A 19,411-nucleotide genomic window follows, 5' to 3' on the forward strand; every position below is an offset into this window, starting at 1 on the left:
ATGGACGACGACGCCGGGCGCCCCCCGGGGGATGCTCCGGTCATGGAGAACCAGCCCGCAGTGGCCACCACGACAGAGCCGGTGCGCAGTGGCGCAGCCGGCTCATTGCCGACCGCGCCCGTGCGGCGGAACGGGCGCCCGGTGGAGCGCCTCTGCTATGCGACCGGCGCGCTCCTCGTCGTATCCGGGCTGCTGCATCTGATCGTCTTCGCCGTCGACGGCGGCTCCTGGGACGGCTCGGTGTCCTGGCGCAAGCCCGTCACCTTCGGGGTCTCGTTCGGACTGACGCTCATCGCGCTCTGCTGGGTGGCGTCCTACCTGCGCGTACGCCCCCGTACGCGTACCGTGCTGCTCGCGCTGTTCGCCGTCGACTGCGTGCTGGAGGTCGGCGGCATCACGCTCCAGGCGTGGCGCGGCGTACCGTCCCACTTCAACATGGAGACCCCCTTCGACACAGCGGTCTCCATGACGCTGGCCGTCGGCGGGGGAGCGCTGGTCGTCATCCTCACCACCCTCGCGGTTGCCTCGTTCCTCCGGCGCCCGGACGGACCGACGGGCATGGCGCTCGCCCTTCGGGCCGGTTTCGCGATCCTGGTCGTCGGGCTGCTGTCCGGAGCGGCAATGATCGCCCGTGGCGTCTATCTGACACGCACCGGCCATCAGCTGGCCGGTTACGACTCCACGGCATCGGTGAAGCCACTGCACGGAGTGAGTCTGCACGCGATCCTGGTGCTGCCCCTGCTGGCCGGAGCGCTGGACAGAACCTCGTGGAGCGCCCGCACCCGTCGTACCGTCGTCCGCGCCGCCGTGGGGTGTTATGCGGCCGCCGTGGGCGGGGCACTGGTGTGGGCGGTCATCGCCTACTGACGACGGCGGTGCCGGCAGCCGGGCGGTGAGGAGGCGGATCCGCAGCCCGTGATGCAAGCTGCGGAAAGGGCAACGGGCCCGGGCTGACCGCGAGAGGTGATCATGAGCGCGACGGATGCGAACGGTGGGAATGCCGGGGCCGCGGCCGGCGGAGCGGTGGTCACCGGCGCGGCCGAACCGGCCGACGCAGCGCTGTCCGGTTGCGTGGCGCTGGTGACCGGCGCCTCCAGCGGCATCGGGGCGGCCACCGCCCTGGCACTGGCCCGGCGTGGCGCGGCCCTCGCGCTGGTCGCCCGTCGAGCCGACCGGCTGGAGGAACTGGCCACCGCGATCCGGGACCGGGGCGGCTCGTGCGTCGCCCTCACAGCCGACCTCCGCGGGGCGACACAGGCCCGTCGCGCCGTGGAGGACGCCGCGGACCGGTTCGCACGGCTGGACGTGCTGGTGAACAACGCCGGATACGTGGCAATCGGCGCCGTGGAGGAAGGCGACCCCGAGGAATGGGATCGGATGGTCGACCTCAATCTCAAGGCCGTCCTGCACATGTCGCAGGCAGCGCTGCCGCACCTGCTGCGCGCGGCCGCTGACGGCCCGCGCCGGGTCGCCGACCTGGTGAACGTCAGCTCGGTCGCGGGCCGGGTGGCCCGTAAGAACAACAGCGTCTATTCGGCGACGAAACACGCGGTCGGAGCATTCAGCGAGGCCCTGCGCCAGGAGGTCACGGGGCGCGGTGTCCGGGTAGGTCTCGTCGAGCCGGGGATGACCACGACGGAGATGTCGACCGGCGCCGGGTTCGCGGCCGCGCGTGATCTGCCGCAGAGCACCTGGCTCGACGCCGAGGACATCGCCCGGGCCATCGCCTTCATGGTCACTCAGCCGCCGCACGCGGCGGTCAACGAGATCATGGTGCGCCCGACGGCCCAGGAACACTGACCCCTGGACCACCCCATCGGCCGCGGGGCAGTCGAGGGGGCGGCACCGATGGCCGGACCTGTCCTGAGGGATACTCTCTGCAGGCCCCGCCGGATGATCCGGATGCGCTGGTGTGCCGCCAGGATGGTGCGGATGCACCGGCCCCGCGCACCGGCAACGGCCTCCTCGGCCTCGGCGCCCTCACTGCAACATCCATGTACAGGAGACTTGATGGCTGAAAACCCGCCGCGCCAGGTACAGCGGCGCGTGGACGACAGTGCTGCGGATGGGGGCACACTCGGCCGCGTCGAGCCGCCGCGGCCTCAATACGCGGGTCTGTTCGTAGCGCCCCCCGACCTGCCTCCCGCCGAAACCGAATGAAAAATGCCCCTTTCCCCCTTGAGCGGGAGAGGGGCACCTTCATGTCCACGGGCATGACTCCTCGTACGTCACTGCGGTGAACTCGACCGGCCGGCCCTTCAACGCCGCGCCGGGGCCAGGGGACTTGGTGCACGACTCCCAGTTTCTGGTCGAAGGGCCTGCACCCGGCCACAGGGGCAGCACGGCCGCTTTCTGCCGCCATCTCCAGCGGCTACTACCCTCGCCCTGTCTCCTCACCCACGCCACGAGCCGGATCGTGAACGGGCGGCGCTGACCGTCAGCTGCAGCTCACGCCGCCAGAACCAGATCGGTCCGAACAGTGGCCGCCCACTCCTCCGGCTGCCGCTCATGCTCCGCGGCACCCTCCGGCAACAGACGTCCACCCGGGCGTTCCCACAAGGCGGATCGCCACATTCGCAGCCGCGATGGAGTGCACGGAGGAGGGCCCGATGGGGGGTGGGGACATGCGAACAGGCCATGAGGCCGGTTTGACGAACGACCCCGCGTAGGCTCGGCACGGTGATTGAGACCATTGTCTTCGACATCGGAGAAACGCTCACCCGGGACGACCGCTACTGGGCGTCCTGGGCGGACTGGCTCGACGTCCCACGGCATACCGTCAGTGCCCTCGTCGGGGCCGTCGTCACCCAAGGCCGCGACAACGCCGACGCGTTGAGGATCCTCCGCCCCGGCATCGACATCGCCGCCGAGTACCGCGCGCGCGAAGCCGCCGGCCGGGGCGAGCACCTCGACGAGACGGACCTCTACCCGGATGTTCGGCCGACCCTGGCGGGACTCCGCAGGCTCGGGGTCCGCGTCATCGTCGCGGGGAACCAGTCGGAGAAGGCCGGCGCCTTGCTGCGGGCCCTCGACCTGCCCGCAGACCTGGTGGTCACCTCGGCGGAGTGGGGTGTCGCGAAACCGGAAGAGGCCTTCTTCCAGCAGGTGCTCCAGGAGTCCGGGGCCGCCGCTCAGGAGACGGTGTATGTAGGCGACCACCCGGCCAACGACGTGTTCCCCGCCAAGTCCGCCGGGCTGCGGCCCGCTCACCTTCGCCGCGGGCCGTGGGGGAATTGGTGGGCCGACGACCCCGACGTCCGCACTATGGCGGACTGGTCCATCAACTCGCTCACCGAGCTGACCGGCATCATCAACGAATGATGCAACCGAACAGGCTCGCCCGCGCCGCCCCCGACCTCATCGGCGAGCCGGCCCGCGCCCTGCGGTCCAGCACCGGAGCCGAGCGGCCGGAGGCCGCCTCGCTGCTGGCCCCCGCCGACCGGAGTGCCGATGCGACAGCCCTTAGCCCGCCGACTCACCCGCGTGCGGGCTCAGCACACCGGCTGCCACCAGGGCGAACAGCACCAGGCCCAGCAGCACGCGGTAGATGACGAACGGCATGAAGCTCTTGGTCGTGATGAACTTCATGAACCAGGCGATGACCGCGTATCCGACACCGAAGGCGATGAACGTCGCGAAGATCGTCGGCCCCCAGGATATGTGCCCCTCGCCCGCGTCCTTCAGTTCGAAGACACCCGAGGCGAGCACTGCCGGGATCGCCAGCAGGAACGAGTAGCGGGCCGCGGCCTCGCGGGTGTAGCCCATCAGCAGACCACCGCTGATCGTGGCGCCCGAGCGGGAGACACCGGGAATCAGGGCCATTGCCTGGCAGAAGCCGAAGATCAGTCCGTCCTTGACACCGAGTTCCTTGAGGGACTTGCGCTCCCTGATCGCCCGGTGCTTGCCGCCGACCTCGTCGCGGGCGGCGAGGCGGTCGGCGATGCCGAGGACGATGCCCATCACGATCAGGGTGGTGGCGATGAGCCGCAGGTCGCGGAACGGGCCCTCGATCTGGTCCTTGAAAGTCACGCCGAGGACGCCGATCGGGATGGAGCCGACGATGACGAGCCAGCCCATCTGCGCGTCGTGGTCGCTGCGCATCGACCGGTTGGTCAGCGAGCGGAACCAGGCCGAGATGATCCGGACGATGTCCTTCCGGAAGTAGATGAGGACCGCGGCCTCCGTGCCGATCTGGGTGATGGCGGTGAACGCCGCACCCGGGTCGTGCCAGCCGGCGAACGCCGCGGTGAGCCGCAGATGCGCGCTGGAGGAGATCGGCAGGAACTCGGTCAGTCCCTGAACGAGGCCCAGGACGAACGATTCGAACCAGCTCATGGGGCTTTGGCCATCCCGGAAGTGATCGTGCATCGGACGACGGCCTCCAGGGCCGTCGACAGTGTGCGGATTGCGGTCATATGGGCGACGGGCCACCTCGGGCCCGGTGATCGTCTGTGGTGCGCGGGCAGCGTATCGCCCTTGGGTGAACAGGGGTACGACTGCCCCCGCACCCATCGCCGACCCCCAGCGGTGTCAGAGGGGCACCGGACCGCGGACGGGCTCAGTCCGAGGCGAGGCGGTGCCGCTTGCGCCAGGCGACGACGGTCGCGCCGACGCCCGTCAGCACGATGAACCCCATCGCCGCCAGGAACGCGGGCGACGTCGGGGACGAGGCCTCGCTGCCCGCGACGACGTACGCCGCGGTGTTCGGGATCGAGCCGAGACCGGTGGCCACCAGGAACGGCGGATACCCCATCCGTGAGACCGCGGCGCAGTAGTTGGCGGCGGCGAACGGCACCCCCGGGAAGAGCCGCAGCGCCAGCATCGAACGGAAGCCGTGCCGGCTCAGCTGTCCGTCCGCCGCCTTCAGCCAGCGCCCGCGGACCAGCGTCCGGAGCGCGTCCTGCCCCAGCACCCTGCCCAGCCCGAACGAGATGCCCGCGCCGAGCACCGTGCCCGCCAGGGCGGCGGCCAGACCGGCCTGCGACCCGAACAGCGCACCCGCGGCGACGTTGAGGAGCGGCCGCGGCACGAACGCCACGGTGGACACGCCGTACGCGAGGCCGAACAGCAGGACCGCTGCGCCGCCGCCGCTCAGCTCCGCCGGCCGGCCATGGGCCAGGAGGCGTTGGGGATCGAGGAGCAGCATGGTCGCCGCGGCGGCCAGCAGCACGGTCACGAGCAGCGAGAACCGGGACCAGGGCGAGAGCAGGGCCCTCGTACAGCGCACGGCGAGGCCGGGGGCGGGCGGAGCGGTGGGGACGGGGTCGAGCATTCGGGGAGAGTAACCGACATCTGCTGGTGATCGCCGTAATGTGCACCGTATGAGCCCCGCAGCCGAAGCCGCTCCCGGCGTGCCGTCCAGCGAGCTCACCGACACCGTGCCGGCGCGTCTGACGATCCTCCACCCCACGGCCGCCGATCCCGGGCGGGACGCCTCCGCCGCCGCGCACATGAAGCACGTCGCCCCGTTCCTCGGCATCCCCACCCCGCAGCGCCGGGCCCTGTCACGCACGGTCCTGGACGCCACCGACACCGAACGGCTCTTCGGCTACTGCCTGCGCCGGGCGGACCACCCCGACTCCTTCGTCCGCAAGGCGATCGGCTGGTGTCTGCGCGAGTACGCCAAGACCGATCCGCGTGCCGTACGGGACTTCGTCGACAGCGCCCGGGACCGGCTCTCGCCGCTGTCCGTACGCGAGGCCATGAAGCACCTCTGAGGCACGGTCGGCGCCGAACCCCCTTCCCGGGCCCGGCGGAAAACCATTCGACGGGGCCGCGGCCGTGGGCCATGATCGGACCCATGTTCCGGTACGCCTTCCTCGCAGCGCAGTCCGCAGTCGCGGACGCGCCGAAGGCTGCCGTCATCCCTTCCTTCCTTGCTGTCACCGCGATCACCGCGGCAGCAGCCGCAGTCGACGCAGCAGCGTTCACCGCTGCCGCGGCGCCCATCGGCGGCGCCCGAAGCTGACCCTCCCCCGACAGTCCGGCGGACCCCGTAAGGGGAGGGTCGGCGGGGCCCTGGGGTCTTCTCTCTCAGCTTCGAGTTTCCAAGGAATGAGCCATGCCCAAGACGGCATACGTGCGCACCAAGCCGCACCTCAACATCGGCACCATGGGCCACGTCGACCACGGCAAGACCACCCTGACCGCCGCCATCACCAAGGTCCTCAGCGACCGCGGCACCGGCACGTTCGTCCCGTTCGACCGCATCGACCGGGCGCCGGAGGAGGCGCAGCGCGGCATCACCATCAACATCGCGCACGTCGAATACGAGACCGACACCCGGCACTACGCGCATGTCGACATGCCCGGCCACGCCGACTACGTCAAGAACATGGTCACCGGCGCAGCGCAGCTCGATGGCGCGATCCTCGTCGTGTCCGCGCTCGACGGGATCATGCCGCAGACCGCCGAGCACGTCCTGCTCGCCCGTCAGGTCGGCGTCGACCACATCGTCGTCGCCCTCAACAAGGCCGACGCGGGCGACCCGGAGCTGACCGACCTGGTCGAGCTGGAGGTCCGCGAGCTGCTCTCCGCACACGGCTACGGCGGCGACACCGTCCCCGTCGTCCGCGTCTCGGGCCTGAAGGCGCTGGCCGGCGACCCGCGCTGGACCGCGTCCGTCGAGGCGTTGCTGGACGCCGTCGACACGTACGTACCGATGCCGGTGCGCTACACCGACGCGCCGTTCCTGTTGCCGGTGGAGAACGTCCTGACCATCACCGGCCGGGGCACGGTCGTCACCGGAGCCGTCGAGCGCGGCACCGTCCGTGTCGGCGACCGGGTCTCCGTGCTCGGCGCGGACATCGAGACGGTCGTCACCGGCCTGGAGACCTTCGGCAAGCCGATGGAGTCCGCGCAGGCCGGTGACAACGTGGCGCTGCTCGTACGCGGGGTGGAGCGCGACCGGGTCCGCCGCGGCCACGTGGTGGCGGCGCCCGGCAGCGTGACGCCGAGCCGCCGTTTCACCGCGCAGGTGTACGTCCTGTCGGCGCGGGAAGGCGGCCGGACCACGCCGGTCACCACCGGCTACCGGCCGCAGTTCTACATCCGTACCGCGGACGTCGTCGGGGACATCGACCTCGGCGAAGCGGCGGTGGCGCGCCCCGGCGACACGGTCACCATGACCGTCGAACTGGGCCGCGACACCCCGCTGGAGGCCGGGCTCGGCTTCGCGATCCGCGAGGGCGGCCGCACGGTCGGCGCGGGCACCGTCACCGGCCTGCTCTGATCCGGGCGCCGGGTCCGCCTCCCGACCCCACGGGAAGCGGACCCGGCGTCATGCGCGAGACTGACGGCATGGCAGACATTGCACTGGTACTCGGAGCAGGCGGCGGCACCGGCGGCGCCTGGGAGACCGGAATCCTGCACGGGCTCGCCGAGGCGGGCGTGGACCTGTCCACCGCGGATCTCGTCATCGGAAGCTCCGCCGGGGCCCTCGTCGGCGCTCAGCTCGCTTCCGGACTGCTCGGCCTCCCGGAACTGTACGCACGTCAGCTGGCCGATCCGCAGGGCGAGCTCGGCGGGAAGCTCGGCACCGCCACCCTCATGCGCTACGCCCGGGCGGTGCTGACCTCCCGTACCCCGGAGGCGTACGGGCAGAAGCTGGCCCGGATGGCGAAGGAGACCCGGACCGCAATCACCGCGGCCGAACGGCAGGAGCTGATCGCGGGCCGGCTTCTGTCGCCCGACTGGCCCGAGCGGCAGCTGCGGATCACCGCCGTCCGCGCGGACACGGGTGAACTCCACGTCTTCGACAAGGACAGCGGTATCCCGCTCGCCGACGCCGTCACCGCCAGCTGCGCCGTCCCCGCGGTCTGGCCGGTCGCCACCATCGACGGACAGGGCTGGATCGACGGCGGGGTGTACTCCCCGGCCAACGCCCATCTGGCCGCAGGGTATGAGCGCGTCGTCGTCATCGCGCCGACGGCCAGTGGCAACAAGGTGATCATCTCCCCCCGGTCCCAGGCCACCGACCTCGAAGCGAAGGGTGCCCGGGTCGCGGTCATCACCCCGGACGCGGCCGCCAAGAAGGCATTCGGCCGCAACCCCCTCGACCCGAGCCGCCGGGCGGCCGCCGCCCGCGCCGGACTCGCACAGTCCGCGGCGCACGCCGAAGCGGTCGCCGCGGTCGTCGGCAGCTGAACCGGCACCCCACAATGGGGGAGTGAACGAGCCGATACCCGTGATCCGAGACGTGGACCAGGGCACCGCCAGACTCCTCCCCGACGTGGACCGGGACCGGGCCTGGCTGCTCACGGTCGACGGCGCACCCCAGTCGTATGTCGACCTCGATGATCCGGTCCACCTGGAGTTCGAGTACGCCCGACGGCTCGCCCATGTCCTGGACTGTGCCGCGGAACCGGACGCCCCCCTCGACGTACTCCACCTCGGCGGCGGCGCCCTCACCCTGCCCCGCTATGTCACCGCGACCCGGCCGGGGTCCCGGCAGGTCGTCGCCGAGGCCGACCTGGGCCTGCTCGCCCTGGTCGCCGAGCAGTTGCCACTCCCCGACGACAGCGGTATCACCGTGCACGGCACCGACGCCCGCAGGCTGCTGGAACAGACGCCGCCCGGCACCGTAGACGTCCTGATCGCGGACGTGTTCGGCGGATCGCGCGTGCCCGCGCACCTCACCTCCGTCGAGTACGCGCAGGCGGCCGGGAGGGCGCTGCGGGACGACGGCATCTATGCCGCCAACCTCGCCGACGGCGCACCTTTCGCATTCCTCCGCTCGCAACTGGCCAACTGCGCCGCCGTCTTCGAGGAGCTCGCACTGATCGCAGAACCGGCGGTGCTGCGCGGCCGGCGCTTCGGGAACCACGTCCTGGTCGCCTCCCGCAGCCCCCTCGACACCGCGGCCCTGGCCCGTCGCTGCGCCGCCGACGTCTTCCCCGCCCGGGTCGAGCACGGCGACGCGCTGGCCCGGCTCATCGGCGCGGCGCGGCCGGTCCGGGACGCCGACGCCGTCGCCTCACCCGAGCCGCCCGAGGGTGCCTTCGGTATCGGCTGACGGCGTCTTCCCGGACACGACTTCGACGGTCGCGGCCCGGCGGGTGAGGTTGCGTACGTCGGGTACGAACAGCACGGCCCCCGTGCAGAGCACGACCAGCGCCGCGCAGCCCCACAAGGCCTGACCACGCCCGACCAGGTCCTCCACCGGACCGGCGACCGCGGTGGCCAGTGGCAGCATCGCCACCGATCCGAACCAGTCGTACGCCGATACCCGCGACAACTTCTCCTCCGGGATCTCCTGATGCAGGGCCGTCATCCAGGAGACGCCGAACACCTCGATGGTCACGCCGCTGACGAACATCACCGCGCTGAGCCCGGCCACCGGCACCGGCACCGCCAGCGCCGCCGACGGCAGGGCCAGCGGGAAGACGCAGAGCGTCCCGGCGAGCAGGAGCCGCCGGGGTTTCCAGCGCATCATCAGCAGCGCCCCGCACAGCGTGCCGACCCCGAACGCGGCGAGCGCGAATCCCCAGGGACGGGCGCCGCCGAACTCGTCCCGGGCGACCAGTGGCCCGTACACCGACTCGGTGGCACCGACCACGGCGACCACCACCGAGAACTGCACCACGATCGACCACAGCCAGGGACGGCCGATGAACTCCTGCCAGCCCTCGCGCAGATCGGACAGGAGCCCGCCGCCCGGCTCCCGCGCCGGGATGTGGGCGACATCCAGGAAGGCGCGCAGCGCACCGGCCACCGCGAAGGCCGCCGCGTCGACGGCCAGCACCCAGCCCGGGTTCATTGCCGCGATCATGGCGCCGCCGAGCGCCGCACCACCGATGGCGGCCCCGTGCATCGACATCCGGAAGAGTGCGAAGGCGCGGCCGGCCTGCTCGCCGCTGACACTGGACATCAGCATGCCCTCGGCCGCCGGGTTGAAGAACGCCTGCCCGGTGCCGCACAACGCGGTGAGCACCATCATCTGCCACAGCTTCGGGTCGCCGGCCAGGACCAGCCAGGCGAACGCGGCCTGCGAGACACAGTTGAGCGCGTTCGCCGCCACCATCACCCGGTGGCGCGGCACCCGGTCCGCGATGGCGCCGCCGATGAGCAGGAACAGCACCAGCGGCGCGGTACGGGCGGCTGCCACCAGGCCGACATCGCCGCCGTCGCCACCGGACTGCAGAACGGCGAACGCCGCCGCGATCAACGCACCGTGGGTACCCAGGCCGGTGATGATCGCGGCGGCGGTCAGCAGACTGTAGTTGCGGCCGGCCCAGGCAGGGCGGCGTATACGGGGACGGGGGATGCCGACAGGAGTCACCGAGGAACTATCGCTGCCGGGCCCCCGCCCTGCCAAATGCTTTACCGGAGCAGGTGGAACATGTCAGGAGCCGGTGACATCGGTCAGCCGCACCGTGCTGAGGATCTTCATGATCGTGGCGTCCGGGAGCTCGTCCTTGACGGAGTCGGCACCGTAGAGGACCCAGGAGGAGAAGTCACCGTTCTTGTTCTTGAAGGTGAAGGCGAATGTCTTGCCGTCGGAGTCGCACTTCTTCTTCTTGGTGACGTTCGGGGCGGTGGCCGTCACGAGGCTGCCGGTCAGACCCGACTGGGTGGTGTACTTCCTCGCCTTGGTGAACTTGATGGTCTTCTGCGGCATGTGCTGCGCGTAGGCGGCCCATGCCCAGGTCCCGGCCTCGCTGTGGGCGTTGGCGTCGGCGTCCGTGGCGCCCTCGGCGCCGCGGGTGCCCGCACTGGCCAGGCTGTACTCCTCCTTGGTGCCGTTCTTGTCGTCGTCGTCGACGCACCACTTCTTCTGGAAGTACGCCGGCGCGGAGAAGCCGATGAGTGGCGAGCCGTCGCCCTTCTTGTCGTCCTCGAAGTACGAGAACGTCCCGGGCGACCCGACCTCCCAGTCACCGGGTACGTCGAACTGGGTGCCCCACTTGGGGTTGGTGACGACCTTCCAGCCGGCGACGAGAGGCTTGGCGTCTCCGTCGGTGGTCCGCGGGTTCGGCACCGCGGAGGACGTGTCGGCGGACGGCTTCGCGGGCGACGACGGCCCGCCGCCGGCGACGTCGCTGCCGCCCTTGTCGTCCTTGTTCATCACCACGACGCCGGTGACCACGGCGGCCACGACCACGGCGGTGGCTGCGACGATCGCGACGACGGTCGTCTTCTTCTTGTCGTCGCCCCCGGGCTGCGGTGCACCGGGCGGGCCCGAGACCGCGTACTGCGGCACTGTGGGCTGCTGGTACGGGTTCGGCTGCGGGTATCCGGGCTGCTGCCCCGGCTGGCCATGCTGTTGATATCCCGGCTGCTGATAGGGATTCGGCTGCTGGTACCCCGGCTGCTGATACGGGTTCTGATTCTGGTCCTGCGGGTTCTGCTCGCCCCCGGGCGGCTGCTGTCCTGGCCACATGGCGAGTAACCATAGAGGGACGGTGGCCCGTCGACTACGCCCGCCCCCGCGAAGGACCGGTCAAGGCGGTGGTCACGCGGATGCCGAGGGGGATCGCGCAGGCGCGATCCGGGGATGGCCAAACACCCCTACCCATGAGTAACCTTCGCTCCATGAGCACTGAACAGATGACAGTCGGAGACATGCTCCTCGCGACGGTTCCGATGGCCAGGAGCCTCAACCTCGAGTTCCTCGAAGCGACTTCGGAGCGCGCGGTCGTCCGGATGCCGGACCAGGCCGACTACCACAACCACGTCGGCGGACCGCACGCCGGAGCGATGTTCACGCTCGCGGAGTCGGCCAGCGGCGCGATCGTCATCGCCGCCTTCGGCGACCAGATGTCCCGCGCCGTCCCGCTCGCCGTGAAGGCGGAGATCGGCTACAAGAAGCTCGCGATGGGCGTCGTCACCGCGACCGCGACCCTCGGCCGACCGGTGGCGGAGGTCGTCGCCGAACTCGACGCGGGCAAGCGGCCCGAATTCCCCGTCGCCATCGAGATCCGGCGTGCGGACGGCGCTGTCACCGGTGAGATGACCGTCGTGTGGACGCTCCGCCCGAACGCCTGAGGGGTCTCCCGCCCCAGTCGAGCCGTCCCACCCCATCGAGGGTGCGGGGCGGCCCATCGTGCTGTCCGGGCAGATGGCAGGACAGGTAGGCTGCCCGCCGTGCGCCGAGGAGTTGCCCGGCGGACGACGGCACATCAGCACGGGAGGAACCGGCGTTGCACATCCAGGAGTGGCTGGAGACAGTCCCCGCGGTCAGCGTGTACGTCCTGGTGGGCGTCGTCATCGGTCTGGAGAGCCTGGGCATTCCGCTGCCGGGCGAGATCGTCCTCGTCAGCGCGGCGCTGCTGGCCGCCGGACACAGCGGCATCAACCCGGTGATCCTCGGCGCCTGCGCCTCCGCCGGGGCGATCATCGGGGACTCGATCGGATACGCCATCGGCCACAAGGGCGGCCGGCCGCTCCTCGCCCGGCTCGGCGGGAAGTTCCCCAAGCACTTCGGCGAGGACCAGATCGCCATGGCGGAGCGGTCGTTCCAGAAGTGGGGCATGTGGGCGGTGTTCTTCGGCCGCTTCGTCGCGCTGCTGCGTATCTTCGCCGGACCGCTGGCCGGCGTCCTGCGCATGCCGTACTGGAAGTTCCTGATCGCCAATGTGCTCGGCGGCATCGTCTGGGCGGGCGGCACCACGGCCGTCGTCTACTCGGTCGGAGTCGTCGCCGAGGCCTGGCTCAAGCGCTTCTCCTGGCTCGGCCTGGTGGTCGCCGTGCTGATCGGAATGACCTCGATGCTGGTCCTCAAGAGCCGGGCCAAGAAGGCGGCGGCACAGTCCGCCGAACGTGCCGTGGCCGAGGCGGGGACCGTACCGGCAGCGGACTGAGCCCCCTCGGCCCGGCTCACCGGGCCGACCGCTCGGCCGTCACTCAGCCCTCGTGCGCCTTACGGTGCGCCTTGGCCAGCTCCACGTATCCGACGGCATTGAACGTGATGCCCTCGAGTTCCTCCTCCGTCAGCTCCCGCTTGACCTTGGCGGGCACTCCGGCGACGAGCGAGCCCGGCGGCACCCGCATCCCCTGCGGAACCAGCGCCTGGGCCGCGATCAGTGAACCCGCACCGATGTGCGCACCGTTGAGGACCGTGGCCCCCATGCCCACGAGGACGTCGTCCTCGACGGTACAGCCGTGCAGTACGGCGTTGTGTCCGACCGAGACGCGCTCGCCGACCGTGACGGGGAACCCGGGGTCGGCGTGGACACTGCAGTTGTCCTGGATGTTGCTGCCGGCGCCGATGGCGATGGGAGCGCAGTCGGCCCGCAGCACCGCCTGGTACCAGACGCTGGAGCCCGCGGCCAGGGTCACCTCGCCGATCACGACCGACGTCGGCGCGGTGAACGCGTCCGCGTCGATGTCCGGCTCCCGCCCGCCCATGCCCGTGATCAACGCCTGCTCTGCCATCGCCTGTTCCTCCGTGTGTCCGGTCGCGGTTGCCCGTTCGCGGTTGTCCGTTCGCGCCAGGGGAACCGTATGCGACGGCCGTCCGGCCGCCGGTGAGTGGGGTGAACATCACAAGGAGCCGCGGTGACCGGCCCGGGCGCGCCGACTACGGTGAGCGAGTGCCCAAGAACAGCAACACGTTCTCCTCCCTCACCGCCTGGCGACGGCGCCTCCTGTCCCGAGCCGTCCACCGCGGCTGGCGTGCGGTACAGGAGGCCGGCGCGATCACCGCGGAACACCCGGGCGGGCTGCGGTTCGGCCGTATCGGCGAGGGGACCCGGCTGGCGTTTCCTCAGGGCACGGTCTTCGGGGAGCCGTGGATCGAGCTCGGCGACCACTGCATCATCGGTGAACAGGTCACCCTGACCGCCGGACTCATGCCGGACCTGGATCTCGGCTCCGAACCCATCCTGATCCTGGGGGACGGGGTGGTGCTCGGCCGCGGCAGCCACGTCGTGGCCGACACCACGGTGGCCATCGGGTCGAACACGTACTGCGGACCGTACGTCTACATCACGTCGACGAACCACAGCTACGACGATCCGCACGAGCCGGTCGGCCGGCAGTGGCCGCGCATGGAGCCGGTCACCGTTGGACCCGGCTGCTGGATAGGCACGGGTGCGGTGGTCCTGCCGGGAGCCAGGCTCGGGCGCAACGTGGTGGTCGCGGCGGGCGCGGTGGTACGTGGCGAGGTGCCCGACCACGCGGTCGTGGCCGGTGCGCCCGCACGCGTCGTACGCAGCTGGGACCCGGAGAAGGGCTGGCAGCCACCCCTGCGCACACCCGCCCCGGTGCCGATCCCGGCGGGCGTGACGCCCGAGCAGCTGCTGGCCGTCGCGGAACTGGGAGACAGCTAGGGCCTTTCGTTTGGAATCAGCGAGTGGGGTCCGGCCTGATCCGCCGGACGCGCCTGGTGCGAGTCCGCCCGGCCAGTCCCCACAGCAGGCTGGTGGCCAGGGCGAACAGTGCTGTCATGGCATGCCTCGCAGTACAGTGCGATGAACGAGTGGGTGCACCACACCGTAGTGCAGTATTTTCGACTCTGACATCCAGAATATTGGACGGAACGTGTCTGACCTCGACCAGCTCACGCAGTCGCTCGCGCGCAACCTCAAGCGCTGGCGCGGCGAACGCGGTTTCACCCTGGACGCCCTCGCCGCCCGGGCGGGCGTCAGCCGAGGCATGATCATCCAGATTGAGCAGGCGCGCACCAACCCGAGCGTCGGCACCACAGTCAAGCTTGCCGACGCGCTGGGCGTCAGCATCACCACCCTGCTCGACTACGAGCAGGGCTCCCATGTGCGGCTGGTGCCCGAGAGCCAGGCGGTGCGCATGTGGTCCACCGATGCGGGCAGCTCCACGACTCTCCTCGTCGGTACGGAGGCCAGGGGTCCCCTCGAACTCTGGTCCTGGCGGCTGATGCCCGGCGAGGGCAGCGCCTCCGACCCGCATCCCGAAGGCACCGTCGAACTCCTGCATGTCACCACGGGCGTACTCACCCTGGTCGTCGACGGCGAGGCACACTCCGTACCCGCAGGCACCTCCGCCACCTTCGAGGCGCATCACCCGCACGCCTACCGCAACGACGGCGCCGAGCCCACCGAGCTCACCATGGCGGTCTCCATCCCTCCGGCGCGCTGAGTTCACCGGCTGAGACGGCCAACCGGACCTCGCGCAGGCCTTGTTAAATTGCGTCCATGCGCGCACCCATCGGCTCCTTCGAGAACGCAGGCCCCGCCGTCGACCGCCTCGGCCTCCTCACCCCGCCGGTCGCCAAGGCGGTGAGCGAGGGATGGGGTGACGTCCCCGCCGACCGGATCCTCCACGTCGACACGGACCCGGCGATCGCGGACACGGCCGCCTTCGTCGAACACCACGGAGCCGAGCTGCTCGACAGCTCGGCCAACTGTGTCGTGGTGGCGGGCAAGCGCGGTGGCGACGTCACCCTGGCTGCCTGCGTCGTCCTCTCGCGCACCCGCGTCGACGTGAACGGGGCGGTCCGCAAGCACCTCGGCGCCCGCAAGGCCTCCTTCGCCCCCATGGACACGGCAGTCGGAGAGACCGGTATGGAGTACGGGGGCATCACTCCGATCGGGCTCCCGGACGAATGGCCCCTGCTGCTCGATCCCGCGGTGGTCGACCAGGAATGGGTCCTGATCGGCAGCGGCAGCCGCCGCGGCAAGCTGATCGTCCCGGGCAAGGCCCTGGCGTCGCTGCCGAACGCGGTACTCGTCGAGGGGCTCGGCGTCCGGGTGACCGGGCCCGAAGACCTTCGGTGATTTGGTTCAATGTTTTGGCCCCAACCGGCTGACCCGGCCCGCGCTCTGCGGGAGGCTTGGTCGAGTCGTGTGCCATGTCCGGGTCCTTGTGGGCTGAACGGTGGCCGACCGCTAGCTCGAAAGGGTGCGATGCGTTCTCGGCCGAAACCCGGGAGTCCAGCGGGGAGTTTGAGTGCCGGAGACATGCGTGCACGCATATCAATGCGCCATTTGCCCATGTTTAATCATATTTACCCCGGCAGTGGGGAATGGAGATCTGCACCCATCAGTGACATGCGTGTCGCCGATGGGTCTCCATCGACATGAGAGGTTTAAATGAACACTACACTCGTCTCGGCGGCCGTCAGGCCGGGACTCACCCCGCGGCTTCCGGCCGTGCCTCGGGTGCCGCTCGCCAAGCGGGCGGCCGTCCAGAGCGGCGGGACCCTGCCCGCATCGCTCAGTCGGCTGCTGTCGACCGACGCCGGGGCGAGCCCATTGGTGATCGCGGCCTTTCAGTCGTCGGTCTGAGTAGCCGGGACAGAATTTCGCCATGGACCGGCCGTCGCCCTCACTGAGCCAATTCGTACTCAAGATGCACAGTCGCTGTGATCTCGCGTGCGACCACTGCTATGTGTACGAACATGCGGACACGAGTTGGCGCGGCCGGCCCAAGGTGGTGTCCGAGGACACCTTGGTCAGGGTGGCGGACCGGATCGCCGAGCACGCCCGGGCCCACCGACTGCCGACCGTCCACGTGGTACTGCACGGCGGGGAGCCGCTGCTGGCCGGCCCGGACCGACTGCGCCGCGCGGCCGACGAGCTCTCCCGCGCACTGGACGGCGTCAGCGCACTCGATCTGCGCATCCACACCAACGGTGTGTTGCTCGACGAGAACTTCTGCGAGCTGTTCGCCGAGCTCGGCATCAAGGTCGGTGTGTCGCTGGACGGCGACAAGGCCTCCAACGACCGCCACCGCCGCTACGCCGACGGTCGCAGCAGTCACCCCCAGGTGCTGCGTGCCGTCGAACTGCTCAACCGGCCCGCCTACCGGCGGTTATTCGCCGGCCTGCTCTGCACCATCGATGTGCGCAACGACCCGATCGCCGTCTACGACGCACTGGTCGCCCTCGGCCCGCCACGGATCGACTTCCTTCTGCCACACGCGACGTGGGACGTGCCACCGCTCCGCCCCGGGGACTCGGCAACGCCCTACGCGGACTGGCTGCTCGCCGTCCACCGACGCTGGGACGCAGCAGGCCGGCCGGTCCCTGTACGGATCTTCGACTCCGTTCTGCGCACCCTGCGGGGCGAGAGCAGCCTCACCGAGTCCCTCGGCCTGGCACCGGCTGATCTCGTCGTCATCGAGACCGACGGCACGTTCGAGCAGGCGGACAGCCTGAAGACGGCCTACGACACCGCGCCCGCCACAGGCATGGATGTCGTCGCCAACACGCTCGACGACGTGCTCCGCCATCCCGGCATGCTCGCCAGGCAACAAGGCCTCCAGCAGCTGAGCAAGGAGTGCCGCGCCTGTCCGGTCGTCAACTCCTGTGGCGGCGGCCTCTATGCCCACCGCTACCGGACCGGCAGCGGCTTCGACAACCCATCCGTGTTCTGCCCCGATCTGATGGAACTGATCACGAACATCCGCGACCGGGAGGCCTCGGCTTCCACCTCGTCGGGGAGTCGTGCCGAGCCCCTCGATTCCGTCCAACTGGACGAACTGGCCTCTGGTTTCGGTAGCGCGGAGACGGTGAGTCGGCTGGCCGCCGCCCAGTTGGAGCTCAACTGGGACCTGCTGGCCGCGGTGAGCGAGCGCGCCCCGCGGACCGACCGGACAGCCAGGGCAGCATGGCAGCTGATGGTCGACCTGGACGTCAGAGCGCCCGAGGCGCTGGACGCGGTGGTGGCTCACCCGTACACGCGGCCCTGGGCCCTGCGCATTCTGGAGGGCCGGGCTCCGCAGACCGTCGCGTCCGGCCTCGCGGAGATCGCAGCGGTCGGTGCGATGCGGGCGCGCCAGGGCGACACGGTCGCGGTGCCCGTACGGGGCGGGCTGCTTCGGCTTCCGAGCCTCGGTTCGGTGATCCTCCCCCACGAGGCATCCGTCGCCGAGGTGACGGCGGACCCGGAGGGCTTCACGGTCCGGGCGGTCGGCCGCGAGATGCGCGTCGGCTGGGACGAAGGCATGGACGGCCTCACCCCGCACTGGCAGCCCGTCCGGATCGTGGAACGGCCCGGCTGGTCCGTCGCTCTGGAGGACACGGACCCCTTGCGCGACAGCCACCAATGGCCGGTCTCCGATCGGCTCTCCGTGGGCGAGGCGAAGATGTGGGCGGAGGACCTGGCCGAGGCCTGGTCACTGATCCAGCGCGAACTGCCTGGTTACGCACCAGGCGTGTCCGCAGGACTCCGGGTCCTCACCCCTCTGCACGCGCCGGACGGCAGCGATGTCAGTGCCGCCTCCAAGGAGGCGTTCGGAGCGGTTGCGGCGGCGCGGCCCGGTACGCCCGATCTGCTGGCCCTGCTGATCGTCCACGAGTTCCAGCACGTCAAGCTGGGAGCGGTCCTGGACAGCTTCGACCTGTATGAGCCCGTTGGCGACCGTCGGTTGTTCTACGCCCCCTGGCGCGACGATCCTCGACCGCTGGACGGTCTGCTCCAGGGGGCGTACGCGCATATTGCGGTGACGGACTTCTGGCGCGTAAGGAGACTGACCACGCAGGGACAGGCGGCGCGCACGGCCGACGCCCGGTTCGCCCGGTGGCGGGAGCAGACCGTCGGCGCCGTCGAGGTGCTTGCCGGGTCCGGCCTCCTGACACCGCTCGGCGACCGCTTCGTCGCCGGGATGGCCCGCACGGTCGAGAAGTGGTCGGCGGAGTACGTCTCGCCCGCCGCTTCGGCGGAGGCGAGACTTTCCGCCGCACGACACCGCGCCGACTGGGAGGCGCGCAATCCGGCGCATGCCACGCACCCCTGACCGCACCCGGCGTCACGCGTGCGCTGCTGAAGTTCCCGGTCCCGGCCCTGCCGTCGAGCGCCCGGCTGCTGGGCGCGGACGTCAGGCTCTGGAGTGCCACCACGACCAGCGCCACGAAACGGTGCCGCCTTCGACATCCACGGTCTGAACAAGGACTTCGACGAGGCGACCGCCACCTGGACGAAGGCGAACGCCACGACCAACTGGACAGCACCAGGCGGCGACTTCGGCTCCCTGCAAGGCCAGCAGGCCTGGTCGACGAGCAATGAGTCCGACGCAACGTCATGCGTCACAGGGGCGGCCGGCCGCCCCTGTGACGCGCCGTTCTCGGCGGAAGGTGAATCCGTGGAGACAGAAGAAGTGCGACCTTCCCCAGTAGACAAGAGGGAGCAGTACAGCGCTGGTGCCTGGTTGATCGGGTGGATAGTCTTTCTGGGGTCGGGGTTTGTGACCTCGCTGCTGTTGTTCAGCTCCTGGGCGAACTGCCGCTGGACGGGAACACTCCGCCAGCGCCTGCGTGAGCCCCGTACGATCCGCGCACCGGCGCAGCAGCACCCCCCGGCATGCCCGATCAGCCTCTTCCCATCAGTCGCCACCGACAGCCGACGGTCCCACCCTGTACGCGCAACCACCAGAAAGGCGCATTGACTTCCGCAGCGGATACGTCCTGGACGGCCGCATCCTTGCAGGTCAACGGCACCTTTTTGCTATCGGGGCGTCAGATCATCCAATTCCCGCTGAATATCCAGGGTCAGTG

Annotated in this window: 20 protein-coding genes; 15 read left to right on the plus strand and 5 right to left on the minus strand. The window is 70.3% G+C overall.

Features of this window, described 5'->3' with window-relative positions; translation table 11 throughout:
* Nucleotides 1-42: 42 nt before the first annotated feature.
* From AB0I23_RS22725 to AB0I23_RS22735, 3 genes are all read left to right on the plus strand, one after another.
* A complete protein-coding gene (locus AB0I23_RS22725) occupies nt 43-867 on the plus strand; it encodes a hypothetical protein (RefSeq protein ID WP_359111740.1) in 825 nt (274 codons plus the stop codon).
* Nucleotides 868-969: 102 nt separating this feature from the next.
* Nucleotides 970-1,800 (plus strand): SDR family oxidoreductase, encoded by an 831-nt coding sequence (locus tag AB0I23_RS22730; protein ID WP_359111741.1) that lies wholly within the window; start codon nt 970-972, stop codon nt 1,798-1,800.
* A gap of 882 nt (nt 1,801-2,682) precedes the next feature.
* Nucleotides 2,683-3,321, plus strand: coding sequence for an HAD family hydrolase (locus tag AB0I23_RS22735; RefSeq protein WP_436846985.1), 639 nt, complete (start codon nt 2,683-2,685; stop codon nt 3,319-3,321).
* A gap of 141 nt (nt 3,322-3,462) precedes the next feature.
* Here the strand turns inward: AB0I23_RS22735 and AB0I23_RS22740 are convergent, their stop codons facing one another.
* Nucleotides 3,463-4,335, minus strand: a complete 873-nt coding sequence (locus AB0I23_RS22740; protein ID WP_359111745.1) for an undecaprenyl-diphosphate phosphatase — start codon at nt 4,333-4,335, stop codon at nt 3,463-3,465.
* A gap of 223 nt (nt 4,336-4,558) precedes the next feature.
* Nucleotides 4,559-5,272, minus strand: a complete 714-nt coding sequence (locus tag AB0I23_RS22745) for a TVP38/TMEM64 family protein (protein WP_359111746.1) — start codon at nt 5,270-5,272, stop codon at nt 4,559-4,561.
* A 49-nt stretch (nt 5,273-5,321) separates the two neighbouring features.
* On the opposite strand from AB0I23_RS22745, the gene AB0I23_RS22750 reads away from it, so the two are divergent.
* From AB0I23_RS22750 to AB0I23_RS22770, 5 genes are all read left to right on the plus strand, one after another.
* Nucleotides 5,322-5,717, plus strand: coding sequence for a DNA alkylation repair protein (locus AB0I23_RS22750; protein ID WP_359111748.1), 396 nt, complete (start codon nt 5,322-5,324; stop codon nt 5,715-5,717).
* 83 nt (nt 5,718-5,800) lie between these two features.
* Nucleotides 5,801-5,968, plus strand: coding sequence for a hypothetical protein (locus AB0I23_RS22755; RefSeq protein WP_359111749.1), 168 nt, complete (start codon nt 5,801-5,803; stop codon nt 5,966-5,968).
* A gap of 93 nt (nt 5,969-6,061) precedes the next feature.
* Nucleotides 6,062-7,231, plus strand: a complete 1,170-nt coding sequence (gene tuf, locus AB0I23_RS22760; RefSeq protein ID WP_359111751.1) for an elongation factor Tu — start codon at nt 6,062-6,064, stop codon at nt 7,229-7,231.
* 68 nt (nt 7,232-7,299) lie between these two features.
* On the plus strand, nt 7,300-8,145 hold the full coding sequence (locus tag AB0I23_RS22765) for a patatin-like phospholipase family protein (RefSeq protein WP_359111752.1): 846 nt from the start codon (nt 7,300-7,302) through the stop codon (nt 8,143-8,145).
* Between the two features lie 22 nt (nt 8,146-8,167).
* Complete coding sequence (locus tag AB0I23_RS22770) at nt 8,168-9,013, plus strand: spermidine synthase (RefSeq protein WP_359111753.1); 846 nt, start codon at nt 8,168-8,170, stop codon at nt 9,011-9,013.
* Here AB0I23_RS22770 and AB0I23_RS22775 read toward each other — a convergent pair.
* Nucleotides 8,975-10,279 (minus strand): MFS transporter, encoded by a 1,305-nt coding sequence (locus tag AB0I23_RS22775; RefSeq protein ID WP_359111754.1) that lies wholly within the window; start codon nt 10,277-10,279, stop codon nt 8,975-8,977. The genes AB0I23_RS22770 and AB0I23_RS22775 overlap by 39 nt on opposite strands.
* Before the next feature lie 63 nt (nt 10,280-10,342).
* Entirely contained in the window at nt 10,343-11,380 is a 1,038-nt protein-coding gene (locus AB0I23_RS22780) for a hypothetical protein (RefSeq protein WP_359111755.1), read from the minus strand.
* A gap of 167 nt (nt 11,381-11,547) precedes the next feature.
* Between AB0I23_RS22780 and AB0I23_RS22785 the strand changes: the two genes are divergently transcribed.
* Both AB0I23_RS22785 and AB0I23_RS22790 read left to right on the plus strand, forming a co-directional pair.
* Complete coding sequence (locus tag AB0I23_RS22785) at nt 11,548-11,985, plus strand: DUF4442 domain-containing protein (protein WP_359111788.1); 438 nt, start codon at nt 11,548-11,550, stop codon at nt 11,983-11,985.
* A 155-nt stretch (nt 11,986-12,140) separates the two neighbouring features.
* Complete coding sequence (locus tag AB0I23_RS22790; protein WP_359111756.1) at nt 12,141-12,800, plus strand: DedA family protein; 660 nt, start codon at nt 12,141-12,143, stop codon at nt 12,798-12,800.
* A 43-nt stretch (nt 12,801-12,843) separates the two neighbouring features.
* On the opposite strand, the gene AB0I23_RS22795 is transcribed toward AB0I23_RS22790, so the two are convergent.
* Nucleotides 12,844-13,374 (minus strand): gamma carbonic anhydrase family protein, encoded by a 531-nt coding sequence (locus AB0I23_RS22795; protein ID WP_359111757.1) that lies wholly within the window; start codon nt 13,372-13,374, stop codon nt 12,844-12,846.
* 158 nt (nt 13,375-13,532) lie between these two features.
* Here AB0I23_RS22795 and AB0I23_RS22800 point away from each other — a divergent pair, with 158 nt between their 5' ends.
* The 5 genes from AB0I23_RS22800 (at nt 13,533) to AB0I23_RS22820 (ending at nt 18,654) form a co-directional block, all read left to right on the plus strand.
* Nucleotides 13,533-14,270: an acyltransferase gene (locus tag AB0I23_RS22800; protein ID WP_359111758.1), complete on the plus strand. Its 738-nt coding sequence runs from the start codon at nt 13,533-13,535 to the stop codon at nt 14,268-14,270.
* 211 nt (nt 14,271-14,481) lie between these two features.
* Nucleotides 14,482-15,054, plus strand: a complete 573-nt coding sequence (locus AB0I23_RS22805) for a helix-turn-helix domain-containing protein (protein WP_037690470.1) — start codon at nt 14,482-14,484, stop codon at nt 15,052-15,054.
* 56 nt (nt 15,055-15,110) lie between these two features.
* Entirely contained in the window at nt 15,111-15,692 is a 582-nt protein-coding gene (locus tag AB0I23_RS22810) for a YbaK/EbsC family protein (RefSeq protein WP_359111759.1), read from the plus strand.
* Between the two features lie 315 nt (nt 15,693-16,007).
* The gene (locus AB0I23_RS22815) at nt 16,008-16,202 is read left to right on the plus strand and encodes a hypothetical protein (RefSeq protein ID WP_359111760.1); all 195 of its coding nucleotides are present in this window, start codon (nt 16,008-16,010) and stop codon (nt 16,200-16,202) included.
* A 22-nt stretch (nt 16,203-16,224) separates the two neighbouring features.
* The gene (locus AB0I23_RS22820) at nt 16,225-18,654 is read left to right on the plus strand and encodes an FxsB family cyclophane-forming radical SAM/SPASM peptide maturase (protein ID WP_359111761.1); all 2,430 of its coding nucleotides are present in this window, start codon (nt 16,225-16,227) and stop codon (nt 18,652-18,654) included.
* Nucleotides 18,655-19,411: the final 757 nt, after the last annotated feature.

Origin of the sequence: Streptomyces atratus (genome assembly GCF_040655115.1) — a bacterium.
Classification (GTDB): Bacteria; Actinomycetota; Actinomycetes; order Streptomycetales; family Streptomycetaceae; genus Streptomyces; species Streptomyces atratus_D.

Excerpts from the sequence above, each read along its gene's own strand:
- AB0I23_RS22820 (WP_359111761.1), top strand. The coding sequence starts at position 16,225 with ATGGACCGGCCGTCGCCCTCACTGAGCCAATTCGTACTCAAGATGCAC.
- AB0I23_RS22725 (WP_359111740.1), top strand. The coding sequence starts at position 43 with ATGGAGAACCAGCCCGCAGTGGCCACCACGACAGAGCCGGTGCGCAGT.
- AB0I23_RS22765 (WP_359111752.1), top strand. The coding sequence starts at position 7,300 with ATGGCAGACATTGCACTGGTACTCGGAGCAGGCGGCGGCACCGGCGGC.
- AB0I23_RS22755 (WP_359111749.1), top strand. The coding sequence starts at position 5,801 with ATGTTCCGGTACGCCTTCCTCGCAGCGCAGTCCGCAGTCGCGGACGCG.
- AB0I23_RS22740 (WP_359111745.1), bottom strand. The coding sequence starts at position 4,335 with ATGAGCTGGTTCGAATCGTTCGTCCTGGGCCTCGTTCAGGGACTGACC.
- tuf (WP_359111751.1), top strand. The coding sequence starts at position 6,062 with ATGCCCAAGACGGCATACGTGCGCACCAAGCCGCACCTCAACATCGGC.
- AB0I23_RS22810 (WP_359111759.1), top strand. The coding sequence starts at position 15,111 with ATGCGCGCACCCATCGGCTCCTTCGAGAACGCAGGCCCCGCCGTCGAC.
- AB0I23_RS22815 (WP_359111760.1), top strand. The coding sequence starts at position 16,008 with ATGAACACTACACTCGTCTCGGCGGCCGTCAGGCCGGGACTCACCCCG.
- AB0I23_RS22795 (WP_359111757.1), bottom strand. The coding sequence starts at position 13,374 with ATGGCAGAGCAGGCGTTGATCACGGGCATGGGCGGGCGGGAGCCGGAC.
- AB0I23_RS22750 (WP_359111748.1), top strand. The coding sequence starts at position 5,322 with ATGAGCCCCGCAGCCGAAGCCGCTCCCGGCGTGCCGTCCAGCGAGCTC.
- AB0I23_RS22730 (WP_359111741.1), top strand. The coding sequence starts at position 970 with ATGAGCGCGACGGATGCGAACGGTGGGAATGCCGGGGCCGCGGCCGGC.
- AB0I23_RS22745 (WP_359111746.1), bottom strand. The coding sequence starts at position 5,272 with ATGCTCGACCCCGTCCCCACCGCTCCGCCCGCCCCCGGCCTCGCCGTG.
- AB0I23_RS22780 (WP_359111755.1), bottom strand. The coding sequence starts at position 11,380 with ATGTGGCCAGGACAGCAGCCGCCCGGGGGCGAGCAGAACCCGCAGGAC.
- AB0I23_RS22785 (WP_359111788.1), top strand. The coding sequence starts at position 11,548 with ATGACAGTCGGAGACATGCTCCTCGCGACGGTTCCGATGGCCAGGAGC.